General features: G+C 43.0%; 15 protein-coding genes. 2 read left to right on the top strand and 13 right to left on the bottom strand.

The window, feature by feature from the left end; translation table 11 throughout:
• Positions 1 to 34: 34 nt before the first annotated feature.
• The 12 genes from KIT90_RS04460 to thrS form a co-directional block, all read right to left on the bottom strand.
• On the bottom strand, positions 35 to 2,413 hold the full coding sequence (locus KIT90_RS04460) for an RND family transporter (RefSeq protein ID WP_285375569.1): 2,379 nt from the start codon (positions 2,411 to 2,413) through the stop codon (positions 35 to 37).
• Positions 2,414 to 2,615: 202 nt separating this feature from the next.
• On the bottom strand, positions 2,616 to 3,404 hold the full coding sequence (locus KIT90_RS04455; protein ID WP_009705882.1) for a TetR/AcrR family transcriptional regulator: 789 nt from the start codon (positions 3,402 to 3,404) through the stop codon (positions 2,616 to 2,618).
• Between the two features lie 170 nt (positions 3,405 to 3,574).
• Entirely contained in the window at positions 3,575 to 4,384 is an 810-nt protein-coding gene (locus KIT90_RS04450) for a helix-turn-helix transcriptional regulator (protein ID WP_009705881.1), read from the bottom strand.
• 547 nt (positions 4,385 to 4,931) lie between these two features.
• Positions 4,932 to 5,246, bottom strand: a complete 315-nt coding sequence (locus KIT90_RS04445; protein ID WP_005443150.1) for a heavy metal-binding domain-containing protein — start codon at positions 5,244 to 5,246, stop codon at positions 4,932 to 4,934.
• 1 nt (position 5,247) lies between these two features.
• Entirely contained in the window at positions 5,248 to 5,637 is a 390-nt protein-coding gene (locus KIT90_RS04440) for a VOC family protein (RefSeq protein ID WP_285375565.1), read from the bottom strand.
• 10 nt (positions 5,638 to 5,647) lie between these two features.
• The gene (locus KIT90_RS04435; protein WP_199461465.1) at positions 5,648 to 6,028 is read right to left on the bottom strand and encodes a RidA family protein; all 381 of its coding nucleotides are present in this window, start codon (positions 6,026 to 6,028) and stop codon (positions 5,648 to 5,650) included.
• Between the two features lie 15 nt (positions 6,029 to 6,043).
• Positions 6,044 to 6,328: a MazG nucleotide pyrophosphohydrolase domain-containing protein gene (locus KIT90_RS04430; protein WP_045412369.1), complete on the bottom strand. Its 285-nt coding sequence runs from the start codon at positions 6,326 to 6,328 to the stop codon at positions 6,044 to 6,046.
• 59 nt (positions 6,329 to 6,387) lie between these two features.
• Positions 6,388 to 6,933, bottom strand: coding sequence for a GNAT family N-acetyltransferase (locus KIT90_RS04425; RefSeq protein ID WP_078607359.1), 546 nt, complete (start codon positions 6,931 to 6,933; stop codon positions 6,388 to 6,390).
• Positions 6,934 to 7,147: 214 nt separating this feature from the next.
• Positions 7,148 to 7,501, bottom strand: a complete 354-nt coding sequence (rplT, locus tag KIT90_RS04420; protein ID WP_004727974.1) for a 50S ribosomal protein L20 — start codon at positions 7,499 to 7,501, stop codon at positions 7,148 to 7,150.
• 40 nt (positions 7,502 to 7,541) lie between these two features.
• The gene (gene rpmI, locus KIT90_RS04415) at positions 7,542 to 7,736 is read right to left on the bottom strand and encodes a 50S ribosomal protein L35 (RefSeq protein WP_009705876.1); all 195 of its coding nucleotides are present in this window, start codon (positions 7,734 to 7,736) and stop codon (positions 7,542 to 7,544) included.
• Between the two features lie 117 nt (positions 7,737 to 7,853).
• Positions 7,854 to 8,405 (bottom strand): translation initiation factor IF-3, encoded by a 552-nt coding sequence (gene infC, locus KIT90_RS04410; RefSeq protein ID WP_074050532.1) that lies wholly within the window; start codon positions 8,403 to 8,405, stop codon positions 7,854 to 7,856.
• A 3-nt stretch (positions 8,406 to 8,408) separates the two neighbouring features.
• Positions 8,409 to 10,337 (bottom strand): threonine--tRNA ligase, encoded by a 1,929-nt coding sequence (gene thrS / locus KIT90_RS04405; protein WP_009705874.1) that lies wholly within the window; start codon positions 10,335 to 10,337, stop codon positions 8,409 to 8,411.
• Positions 10,338 to 10,632: 295 nt separating this feature from the next.
• Here thrS and KIT90_RS04400 point away from each other — a divergent pair, with 295 nt between their 5' ends.
• Positions 10,633 to 11,622 (top strand): DUF3187 family protein, encoded by a 990-nt coding sequence (locus KIT90_RS04400; protein ID WP_285375562.1) that lies wholly within the window; start codon positions 10,633 to 10,635, stop codon positions 11,620 to 11,622.
• Positions 11,623 to 11,627: 5 nt separating this feature from the next.
• Here the strand turns inward: KIT90_RS04400 and KIT90_RS04395 are convergent, their stop codons facing one another.
• Positions 11,628 to 12,371, bottom strand: a complete 744-nt coding sequence (locus KIT90_RS04395; protein ID WP_005443164.1) for a sporulation protein — start codon at positions 12,369 to 12,371, stop codon at positions 11,628 to 11,630.
• A 193-nt stretch (positions 12,372 to 12,564) separates the two neighbouring features.
• On the opposite strand from KIT90_RS04395, the gene hutC reads away from it, so the two are divergent.
• Positions 12,565 to 13,272, top strand: coding sequence for a histidine utilization repressor (gene hutC / locus KIT90_RS04390; protein WP_038868653.1), 708 nt, complete (start codon positions 12,565 to 12,567; stop codon positions 13,270 to 13,272).
• Positions 13,273 to 13,381: the final 109 nt, after the last annotated feature.

Raw genomic sequence — 13,381 nt, 5'->3', positions numbered from 1 at the left:
TTCCTTGTCTTAATTCCTGAAGTTCGTTTCTCGATTACAACGGTGTCGCCGTAACGTTTTTCTCAGATTCTGAAGATGTTTTTTTCGTCCCTGTGTTTTGTGAGTAAGCGGCCTTATCAAACAGCATCAACAAAGTCGGTAAGAATAAGAAATCCACTACTAAAGCGATAAAGATGACAATCGCGCTGAGTTGGCCCATATCAGCATTCAAACGGAAGCTCGACATGGCCAACACCGAAAAGCCTGCCACCAACACAACAGTGGTAATCCAGAGCGCGCGCCCAACAGTATGGAAGGCGTAACGCACTGCCTGTTCGGCGGTTTGGCCTTCTTTTCGAGCACGCTGGTATTTAGAAAGGAAGTGAACGGCATCATCGACAACAATCCCGAGCGTCAATGTGACAACAACAGATAATCCGAGGTTGATTTCACCAGAGATAAGCGCCCAGAGACCAAAGCCAATCACGGCCGGTGCGATGTTTGGCACCAAGCTGATCAAGCCCAGCTTAAGAGAGCGAAGCGCAAAGATAAGCAGCGCGGAAATGAGCACTAATGTAATAGGTAAAGTAGAGAGCATACTCGCCATGTTGGTCTCACCAATGTGAGCGAACATCAAAGAAGGACTCGAAGCAACTACTTCATATTGAGGGGCATTGTCAGCAAACCACGCATAGATACGATTCTCAAGATCAACCAATTCAACACTGCCTAAGTTATCGACGGTGAGAACCATTTTAATTGACGATTTATCAACATTGATTTGGTTGTTTAGGTCGAGTCCATACGGCAAGGACATCTCATAAAGCAACAGATATTGCGCAGCCAGTTCGCGATTTTGTGGTAACGCGTAGTAACTTTCATCGTCGCCATGCATGTTCTTATTGAGACGTTTATACACATCCGCTAGCGTCGCAACATGGTCAGTTTCTGGCTGAACTCGCAGCCAATCCGTAAACCCACCAATAGCATTGAGAAATACCGGGTCTGCAATCCCTTGTGATTCGTTAGTTTTAATCGCAATACTGATGTTAGTCATGCCACTGATGCGCGCTTCCATAAAATCGGCAGCTTGGCGAAAATCACTGCGGTTATCGAAGTACTTCACGGATTCATCATTGACGCGATTCAAAGGAATCAAACTCGCGCTGACTGCAATAACCAAAACAGATGCTGGCAGTAACGCTTTGCGATGTGTAACAACAAAGTCGCCCAGTTTATCCATAAAGTCAGACTTGCCGTTCGAAGGCGTTTGCTTAACATTGATAGGAAGGAACTTCAGCAAGGCAGGAAGAAGCGTGACAGAAAGGAAGCATGCAATCATTACGCCTAATGCTGACAAGTTGCCGAAGTCTCTCAATACCGGAGAATCGGACATATTCATCATCAAAAAGCCGATTGCTGTGGTCACTGAAGTGATCAGAATTGGCATGAAGTTAAGTGAAATACTTCTCTCGATAGAATGCACTTTGCTAAAGCCATTTTGCATCGAATGACGCATGGTGGTGATGACATGCACACAATCCGCAACGGCAAGTGTCATCACCAGTGTTGGCACGTTGACCGTTGCGGTGCTCAAGAACATGCCAGCCCATCCCGAAAGTCCCATTGTTGCCATGACTGAGCCGATGATAACGATCAAGGTGGCGACGACACTCAAGAATGAGCGCAACATAATGGTCAAAAACACCAAAATCACTAACAGCATGGTTGGCACCAGCGTCGAACTGTCTTCTTGCGCTGCCGTCATAAACGCATAGTTCATGGCGATAATGCCTGCTTTATGAAACTCAACATTTGGGTACTTCTCTTGGTAACGCTCTAGCATTGCGCTGATATGAGACATCACCTCTTGCACTTCGGCCGTCTTGTCTAATTCTGGCAGCTGAACAGTAATGTTCACAACCGTTACGTCCCCTTGTTCTGAAATCAAAGCGCTTTTCAATACAGGTTCTGACAATGCAATGCTTTTGACTTTAGCGATGCGTTCAGGGGTTAGTTCATAGTCTTCATACAACAAATCCTCGACGAGAAGATCGTCTTCAAACGCTTCGGTATGTTGGTAGTTGGCGATAGAGTCAACACGACTGGAATAAGGCACTTGCCACGAATCGACGGTGAGGCTTTGTATAAGTTGGAGGATTTCCGGAGTGAAGACGTCGTTGCTGGCTGGTGCAACAACAATGGCGAGATTGTCTGTTTTAGCAAAAGTGGTTTGAATTTCATCGAACGCCAATAACTGCTTATTGGTACCATCAAAGAAGATATTATAATCACCACGAAAATAAAGGTTCTTTCCTCCTATTGTCGCGATTACAACGAGTAATACTGTGGCCAGTAGTACCCATATACTGTACTTGGTTGGAATCTTCCCCCATTGAGCAGAGGAAGCTTGTTGAGCTTGGTGGTGTTTCATCACACTCTCCCTTTGTGACGTTTCGTCATAAAACGGAGTTAAAAAAGCAGCATTAGCTGTTCTCTAATTCCAGATACGTTTCTAACGCGATCTCTACACCGATTTAATTAGAGGTATTGGTGTAAAAATCATCGTTATTGACGATCCGTCAAATAGTGTGATTAAAAAGCCAATCCGCTAATTTGATTGGCTTGTTGCTTACTTAACGATTGACTGAGTCAAGATAAGCAAGTTCTTCACTGAATAATTCCTGCTCTACTCGACGCCAGGTTTTGCGGTAATCCCACTCAGTTGAGAGCGGTAACCAACCCAAACCGTCAAGTAACATATTGGCGTTATGGAGCACTGAGAAAGGGTCTTGCAAGCGCTGTATGCATCGACTATTTGACGCATTTTGCGCAAGCGCATTAGAACCAAAAGCAATAGACCAGTTTGCGAATACAATGGCATCAGAGCCTACTGCGGGTGAGAATTTTAAATCTCCAACTTCTACCGCATGGTTCACTAATGCATCCGCACCAGAAATCACTTCCTCTTCAAGCTTATTCAATTCATTTAGGCGGGCCGGAGAGGCTTTCTCAATCACCCAAGGGGTTTTAGCAACAATTGCGCAAGTCGATAAGACAGGCTCCATGCGAGCGTAGATTCGGTAGCCCACATGCATTGCAATGATCTTCTCACGAGTATTGCCATCAAAGTTGGCCGTGCGTTCAAAAAACACCGCCTCACTTTTTAGAGAATGGATACAAAGCGCGAGAATCACATCTTCTTTGCTGCAGAAATGGTTGTAGATTGTCCCTTTTGAGTAAGGGCTTGCGGCGGTCAGCTTATCCATGGTGAGATTCGCAAACCCCTGCTCTTGAACCAATGACTTTGCAAGTTGGATCAACTCCACCTCACGATCGGCGATCGCTTGTTGTTTCTTAGTCAAACCAGAAACCACACGACACCCTTCTTGTTTGTCATTTTTCTTGCAGCCAAAGTTAAACATATTTCCCTGTTCCGTATCCCTGTGTAACCCAAATGAAGTGTAACACGAATATGGTTTGCAGAAACGACATCACATTTCTGACGAATCGTCATAATTGACACTTCGTCATAATAGTTCAACAAATAAACATTTCAAGAATGAATTTATAAATCACTAAAAATAACTAGAGATTATATCGAGAGACTCGGCTTATCCCCTGCGGATGCTATCGCATAACGAATATCATCAATAAAGTTTGTCTCTGTTTGAACGATACCATCTGAAAAAGTAACGGGCTGATGAGGGCCTGCAATCAAAAGGACATTGGTAAAATCGGATACGTTAAAGTTCTCTGCCACTACATTTTTTGAATGAAAATCAAGCACAGTATTCGCGACCTGTTCTTCCAAGATAAGCAGTTGTTCTTCTGTGATTTTCATGCGAGACAAAGCGACTCGAACACACTTCTCGTGCGTGGTCGTTTGATCCTTGATGATCTCTGTGTACTTGTCGTTAAGCTTCGAATTTTCAGCATAGCTGTAGTAAAGCGGACCATGCAGCGTAATGTTGTTTTCTTCATCAACATAAACCAGATCAAGTAATTCTAGCGCGCCTAAATAGTCCGACATACTTTGTTTCGAGAGGTCATACTTTTTCATTAGGATGGTATAGCCGTCTTTCCCACGAAGCATCCGTAATTCTCGATAAAAATCGTAAAGATGAGGAAATTGGAAAAAGACTTCGTCTTGCGTGTGGCTAAAGTAATCTTGATCCTCAGCTTGAAGTTGATTTGCCAACTTCTGCAACTCATCGAGGGTGCAGTCAACCGCGCGGCAATACTCGAGTAGCTTATCTAAAGCAAGGTTAGTACTAGTTAAATGACGTTTAAAAGTGGACAACGGCATGCCCATTTTCTCAGATAACTCTCGATATGTTAGCCCTTTAGTTTTTATCGCTTGTCGTAATGCGGCTAACAAGTACTCGGGAGTGAGTTCTCTCATCTACAATTCCTTATGGCAATGTTACAGCTGTATAGTATTTGTAACAATTTAGAATCACTTCGCAAGGCATAAGTTCATATTTTTATAAGAAAACTTTGAATTAATATACTTTCATTCACATTTATGATGTTAATACTGGCACTTAAAATGCATTCGGTTTCATTATAAGTTGTTATCAAAATAGATTATAAACATGTTAATCAACATGCTATTCGTCGCATTAACTACTAACTTGAGCGTTTTCTCAGAGTATTTCCGACTTAAGACATCACAAAAACTTAGAATATTTACCCTACAAAACATGCACTCCAAAATGCATAATTACTCAAATTGCATATGCTAAATCTCTATCTATTATTTTTTGCGAACGCTACGATCAGGATCAATAAGGTGAGTATGTAGGAACATTAGGTAGGCGTCAGAAATGCAAACGCAGAACATCACTATCGAGATTCTGCGTTTCACTTGAAATGGATAATCGAGTCGGAACTTACTACCCCATTCTATTGATCATGAGTTAGCAACACATCGTCTTGGCCAGTCGCTCTTAGACAAGCTTTACTGCAGTGCCAAATGCAAGAATCTCTGAAGAGCCATCAACGATCGAACTGGTGGTGAAACGAATACCGACAACAGCATCTGCTCCTAGGTTCGCGGCATCCTCTACCATTCGTTGAATAGCAATATTTCGGGCTTCCGTCATCATTTCGGTGTAGCCACGAATCTCACCACCAACAATGCTTTTTAAGCCAGCCATGAAATCACGCCCAATGTGCTTTGACTGAACCACATTTCCCGTCACAACACCTTTTATCTCTGCAATCTCTCGTCCAGGAATCGTCTCGGTTGTTGAATAAATCATGTTATACCTCAGTAAGATAGTTAGATAACTCAATTAAGTTACCATCTGGGTCTCTAATGTAAACCGATAGGATGTTACCAATTGCACCTGTCCGTTGAACGGGGCCATCAATAACCTCGATAGAATGGGAGTCTAAATGGGAGAGCACTTTTGCAATTGGCGTATCACATACAAAACACAAGTCGGCACTCCCAGAGACCACCTGACTCGCCTTAGGTTCAAATTCATTGCCTAGCTGATGAAGGTTGATTTTCTGTCGCCCGTATACCAAAGCAACACGCCCTTCACCAAAAGTAACACTTTCCATACCGAGAACCTGTGTATAGAAATCCAGTGTGGTTTGAATGTCTTTAACGGTCAGTACAAGGTGATCCAAGCGGTTTATTTTCATTAAAGCCTCTCTACAATGCTTCAGATGAGATGACTGCCTCAATCTCAATAGATAAGTCGGGGTGAATCAAACGGCTCACCTCGACTAATGAACAAGCAGGTAAATACCCCTCATAGAAGTCGAATAATACCGACCGGATCTCTGGCAATTGGTTCATGTCGGTTACAAATATCGTCAGCTTGACGAGATCGCGTTTCTCTCTTTGTTCTTCAATGAGTATCTGCGACAAGTAAGACAGAACCGTTTTTGTTTGCTCGATTAGGCTTTCACTTTGACTTGGTGACCCCATCGCTGTCAGCCCTGACACATACAAGGTCTCACAATGTCTTGTCGCATGAACATAAGGACCAGAAATTTGCGGCAAAAATTCGTAACTGATTCGTTGAACCATGTAGTTTCCCCTTCCCTAGCGGTTGTATTTTCGTTTGTTCAGTATCTCTTTTACTTCGTGCGTTTGTTCTAAATCTATTTCATAAACATTGGCTAATGCACAAACATAATAGAGTACGTCGTAGAGTTCTTCCGCGATTGTTCCTTTAATTGTGTCCTCTGTCGGTTGTCCAGTGGCGTCTTTCCTAATCGATTCAGACAACTCACCCACTTCTTCAATCAGTTTGAGGAAATAATGCTGTTTCTGTTCCGGGTCGTGATCAAACTCTTTTATATGCGCTTGTAGTTGTCGAATATCCATTTCTAATCCTTTTGTTTGTAATCCTAATAAACCCTACCATAAGTAGATAACAGAATGATTTAACGCGATATACCTTTACTTAGGACAATGCAATGGTACTCGCGCCCTAACTCATGCTCAGTATCATCAAATTGCTCTATGTGATTGAAGCCTTGCTTATACCAAAAGCGAAAAGCGTCAGTATTCTCAACGTACACGTTTAGCATGGTTTTATTGAAAGACGCATACTCAAGAGCAACGTCCAATACACTATCGACGATTTCCTTTCCTAAACCTCTACATTGATAGTCAGGAATAAGACACAACATAGGGATCCATAAACACCCTTTGTACGGAAAATTCAGTTCGAGTTGGATATAACCTATCGGCTCCCCCTCCTGTGTCGATATTTTTCTGAGGTAAAAAGCTTCGAGGTCATCGGGATTTTTTGGTAGAGAACTCTTTGAAATCAGCGCTTGATATTCTGCAATTGGCCAATCACGAAAAGTATGGTCATAAACCACTTTTTGATGATTAGAATCGAATAGAGATTTGGCTAGCTCAGCCTGTGTTGTATCAAAAGTAGAAAAGATTAAACGCTTTGATTCCCAATAGCTCGGTAACACAGATGCTCCTTATCCATGACTTAATGAGAGGAGGCAAAATAACAAATCCTACCATTAGAGCAACTTATTTGGTCAGAGTTGGGATATGAGCGGGAAACGAGAAACGAGAAACGAGAAACGAGAAACGAGAAACGGGAGAGTTTATGGTAGAAGAAACAGAAAACAATAAAAAAGGAGAGCTAATGCTCTCCTTCTCTTAATCCTAAACTGCTAATTAAAGAGCAGCTTTCGCTTTTTCAACTAGAACAGCAAATGCTGCTTTGTCGAATACTGCGATGTCCGCTAGGATCTTACGGTCGATCTCGATAGATGCTTTCTTAAGACCGTTGATGAAACGGCTGTAAGATAGACCATTTTGACGAGATGCTGCGTTGATACGTGCAATCCATAGTTGACGGAATTGACGTTTCTTAGCGCGACGGTCACGGTAAGCGTATTGACCAGCTTTAGTAACTGCTTGGAAAGCTACGCGGTAAACACGTGAACGTGCACCGTAGTAACCTTTAGCTTGTTTTAGAACTTTCTTATGACGTGCACGAGCTTGTACACCACGTTTTACGCGAGGCATTATGCTTCTCCTAAACTAAACGATTGATAACTAAAAAGAATTAAGCGTATGGCAACATACGAACAACTGCAGCAACTTCACAACGTGGAAGAATTGCATTTGGACGTAGCTGACGCTTGTTCTTAGTAGTACGCTTAGTCAGAATGTGACGTTTTGTAGCGTGCTTGTACTTAATACCACCAGCAGTTTTCTTAAAACGCTTAGCAGCACCTTTGTTGGTTTTCATCTTAGGCATGATGAATAACTCCGCATTGAGTAGGTTTAATAAACAACGTAATTAGGGCGAACAAAACCCAGCCGTTTACCTTTAAAAGGGAAACGGCTAGGTCTTAATTACTTGATGAGCCGCTAATTACTTCTTTTTAGGGGCAAGAACCATGATCATCTGACGACCTTCGATCTTACTTGGGAAAGATTCCACTACAGCAAAGTCTACAGTGTCTTCTTTCAAGCGATGAAGAACGTCAACACCGATGTCTTGGTGTGCCATTTCTCGGCCACGGAAGCGAATTGTTACCTTCACTTTGTTGCCTTCTTCAAGGAAACGCGTCAGGTTGCGTAGTTTTACCTGATAGTCTCCAATATCAGTTCCAGGACGGAATTTTACTTCCTTAATCTGAACCTGTTTTTGCTTTTTCTTCTGCTCTTTAGCAGATTTGCTCTTTTCAAAGAGGAATTTGCCGTAGTCCATAACACGACAGACTGGCGGCTCAGCGTTAGGACTGATTTCCACAAGATCCATGCCTGCTTCTTCAGCAGCTGCGATCGCTTCTTGAATCGATACAACACCAACTGATTCACCGTCAGCGCCAGTTAGTCGAACTTCACGAACGCCACGAATTTCACCGTTCATACGGTGTGGGTTTTGTTTTACCGGCTGTTGGCCGCGTCTTCCGCCTTTAATAGCTTATTCCTCCAGATTGAGCTTACGGCTAGAGATCTCGTCTTGGATGTATGCGATAAAATCATCCACTTTAAATTTACCGAGATCTTTACCTTTACGAGTACGTACTGCGATTTCGCCTGCTTCCATCTCTTGGTCACCGACTACAAGCATATACGGTACACGCTTCAAAGTGTGTTCGCGGATTTTAAAGCCAATCTTCTCATTTCTCAAGTCCGCTTTAGCTCTAATTCCACTTTTTTGTAGTTTTTGTACTACTTCTTGAACATATTCTGATTGTTTATCAGTAATGTTCATAAGAATTGCCTGTTCTGGAGCCAACCAAGTTGGGAAGAAACCAGCATATTCTTCGATAAGGATACCAATGAAACGCTCTAGTGAACCTAGAATTGCACGGTGAATCATTACCGGTACAAGACGTTCATTGTTTTCACCTACATAAGTTGCACCTAGACGACCTGGTAGGTTGAAGTCTAGCTGAACAGTACCACACTGCCACGCACGATCTAGACAGTCGTATAGTGTGAATTCGATCTTAGGACCGTAGAATGCACCCTCACCTTCTTGAATCTCGTATGGGATTTCCATCGATTCAAGAGATTGTTTCAATGCTTCTTCAGATTGATCCCAGATTTCATCTGAACCTACACGTTTTTCTGGACGAGTAGACAGCTTCACCACGATATTGTCGAAACCAAATGTTTGGTACGTATCGTACACCATCTTGATACAGTTTGTTACTTCTTCTTGAATTTGGCTCTCAGTACAGAAAATGTGAGCGTCATCCTGAGTAAAGCCACGTACACGCATGATACCGTGTAGTGCACCAGATGGTTCGTTACGGTGACATGAGCCAAACTCAGCCATGCGTAACGGTAGGTCGCGGTACGATTTAAGACCTTGGTTAAAGATCTGTACGTGACCTGGACAGTTCATTGGCTTGATTGCATATTCACGGTTTTCAGAAGAAGTCGTGAACATTGCATCTGCGTATTTGTCCCAGTGACCAGAGCGTTCCCAAAGAACACGGTCCATCATTAGCGGACCTTTTACTTCTTGGTAACCGTACTCATCTAGCTTAGAGCGGATGAATACTTCCAGATCACGGAAAACAGACCAACCATTGTGATGCCAGAACACCATACCAGGTGCTTCTTGCTGCATGTGGAATAGGTCTAGTTGCTTACCGATCTTACGGTGGTCACGCTTCGCCGCTTCTTCCAAGCGAGTTAGGTGCGCTTTCAGTGCTTTCTTATCGTGGAAAGCAGTACCGTAGATACGTTGAAGCATTTTGTTGTCGCTGTTACCACGCCAGTAAGCACCCGCAACATTCAATAGAGTGAAATGTTGGCAGAAGCTCATGTTAGGAACGTGAGGACCACGACACATGTCGATGTATTCTTCATGGTGGTAAAGACCTGGACGATCATCACGAGATACGTTTTCGTCTAGGATTTCCACTTTGTATGGTTCGCCACGTGATTCGAACGTATCACGTGCTTCCTGCCAGCTCACTTTTTTCTTAACAACTTCGTACTTGGTTTTCGCTAGCTCTTTCATACGCTTTTCAATCTTTTCAAGATCTTCTTGCGTTAGAGACTCATCTAAGTCGATGTCGTAGTAGAAGCCATTGTCGATGGTTGGACCAATCGCCATTTTAGCTTGTGGGTAAAGCTGCTTAAGAGCGTGACCAAGAAGGTGAGCACATGAGTGACGAACGATTTCTAGACCGTCGACTTCATCTTTTACTGTGATGATCTCAAGGCTTGCGTCTTCTTCAATTAGATCGCACGCATCAACGCGGTTACCGTTTACACGACCAGCGATAGTTGCTTTTGCAAGACCAGGACCGATCGATTGCGCAACTTCCATAGTAGAAACTGGGTTGTCAAATTGACGCTGACTGCCGTCAGGAAGAGTAATAATAGGCATGCTATGTCCTTTACAGTGGTGTTGCACACCAAGCAACACATGTTATTCAAATTAGAAGATATTTCGAGAGTCGATGACGGTCGCTCAGTAACACGAATACCGGACCTTCATCGGAACAAGGATTGTACATAGCTCACATTTAGAATGCAAAGTGCGATTTCAAAATGTCATTGAAACTTCATCACAGCAAATTCATCGATAAGTACGGAATGAGGAATTAATACAATTGAACGGCATTCAAAACATGATAAGACTATAGTTAATCTATTGAGTAATCTCACTTTAGGCTCTCATCATGATGGATTTAAGATGGCAACCTACGCTCATGAGTTGCACCATTCTCCTAACTGCGCCGGCAATCTGCGCTTCAGATTTGTATGGCCCACTGCGTTCCTATGCTCAATCTCCAGTGCAAGTTGTCAGCCACACGAACATACTTCGCTCCGGATATGCCCTCCCCTCAGGTTATGTTGAAGCGTATGGTTCGGGCACAATTGCGAGTGTCTGGGCGCATACCAGCGACTATTCACTCGACTATTACCACAACCAACTCGAGTTAGGCGGTAAGTGGCAAATCAATGAAAAGTGGCAATGGGAACTGAACTATCGTTGGGTCTTTGCTGCGGATAACCATTTAGATGGATTGACCGAAAGCTTTCACGACCTATTTGGTATTGGACAAAATGGACGTGATGAAGTCGACAAGAACCGCTTTTATATGTCGATGCCTGACTACGACATTTTAATCGAGGATTTTGAAGGTGAAACGCTAGCAAACAATCTCTCAACGTATATCCAATACCAAATAGTACAAAATGAACATCATGGTTTGTCTGTTGGTGGAAGTCTCTACTATAACGATGTTGCTCATGGCTCTTTCAAAGGCAACAGTTTTGAGCAAGGGGTACAAATCAACTACACCTATCGATTCAATGCAGCCAATGTATTCTATTCGATGGCCGGAATGACCTTTAGAAACAGTGATAAAGCACTCGCTGATTTCCCCTATCGACATAACACCGCCGCCTTTGCTGGCGGTTATCGCTATGCACTAAAAAACAATCACCACTTCATACTTGAATACCATTGGTATCAAGGTTCGACAGAAGGGCCTAGCGAGTTTGCCGACGCATCGAATGAGTTCGTGATCGGATATCGCTATTTAATGGAGAGCTCTGCTATCGAGGTCATGGCGATTGAGAATGCGAGGAATATGGATAACAGTACCGATATCGCCTTTACATTTGGATATCGGTACTTGTTCGCTCCAGATAATGAGAGCTAGAAATATTACAGATTCAATGTTGGCGCAATGGCTGCCGCAACTTGTGAATCAGAAGCCCCAATCGGTAACGAGAACGAACGGTATTGGTCACCCGACATACTAAACGAGCGGTCAATCTCTGCTAAACAGTGGATAGTCCCACCATCTAAGATAAAGGAAAGCTCTATCTCTTTCGTAGAAACGAAGCCGTTATTGCGGAATTCTAATTCTTGGTAAATACCCGAACGTGAAGAGAAGGTATTCCCACGCAAGAAGCCTTTTTCAACATCTGCTTTTACCATCGTAAAACCGGCTTGCTCTATCGCTTGAATCACACGAGCAGCAACAGGCAAAGGTTTAACCTCAATGTAATCACGATCGCGAGGGTCTATCGCAAAGCCGATGTCCAGTGTGGTCTCTACCCAAACATGACACTGGTTTTTATGTGCGTTAACGGCTGTGATGGGCGTTTCATCGTGCAGTTTGAGTTCAAAAGGTACTTGTTTTTCTTCATTCGGTTGAATGACAAACGGCTCAACCGCTTTCAATTGATCAATGGTGAAAGTTTGGTAGCTAACGCTATCGTCTTCTTCCACCTTCATTTCTGTGTTCAATTTAATGGTAATGGCATCGATTTGTTGCTCAACATCACCGCCTTTAATTTGAACGTGACCACGCAAAGTCGCGCCTTGATACACACTCATCTCATCTAAAATCGTATCTACTTTTGCTGAGCCGATACCGAGTGACGCTTTTAGTTTTTTAAACATGCGATTCCTTTGTGACTGTCTGTTTTCTTTATTCTGATAAGTCTCTGTTTACACAACTGATGAAACTCCTGCAAGCAATAGACGACAAGAATGCGGACTAATTCCTTTTATCACTGCACAAAATACGTATGTCTGTTTGCAATTTGTCTATAGATTACGCACTATTTGTATAGTCAATTAAAAGGAAACCTTTATGTCTGCACCACTCTATATGCAAATCAAACGATTTATCCTCGATAAAATTGATTCGGGTGAGTGGATGGTTGGTCATCGTATCGCAACAGAAATCGAATTGACGGAACAGTTTGGTGTGAGCCGTATGACCGTCAACAAAGCGATCCGAGACTTAGTGAATGAAGGCAAACTTCAACGCCGACCACGCCTCGGTACCTTTGTTTGCGATCCGGCAGAAAAGTCTGAATCTCCACTTTTAGACATTCGCAACATTGCCGATGAAATCAGCAACCGTGGACGAGAGCATCACAGTGAAGTGTTGCAACAAATCTCCATCAAAGCCGATGACAGTATTGCAACCAAACTTGGCGTCATGCTTGGCACCACGGTGTTTTACAGTGAAATTATCCATTTTGAAGATCACACTCCTATCCAACTAGAGTTGCGTTGGGTCAACAGCCAATATGCGCCCAACTACTTGCAACAAGATTTCACTTGTATGACGCCAAACCAGTACTTGTCGGGCAACTGTCCACTCAGTGCCATCGAACATACTGTCGAAGCGATTATCCCCGACGCTCGCGTAAAACAAGACCTAAAAATGCAAGCCAACGAGCCGTGTTTGCTGCTTAATCGCCGTACATGGAGTCAAGATAAACTGGTCAGCACAGCTCTCCTTTATCATCCGGGCAACAAGTACAAATTAAGCTCTAAGATCCTGCTATAAACTAGGCGTTACTTCTTCGTTTTGATCACATTTCAGCAACATTAGCCTTGTCAGTGATGCTTTTTTCTCCTATTTATTTGTATATACATTTAAAGATACAAATCAGAAG

Source organism: Vibrio sp. B172a, from assembly GCF_030248355.1.
Taxonomy (GTDB): domain Bacteria; phylum Pseudomonadota; class Gammaproteobacteria; order Enterobacterales; family Vibrionaceae; genus Vibrio; species Vibrio owensii.
Note: the sequence above shows the minus strand (reverse complement) of the source record. Positions and strands in the feature narration are given on the sequence as shown.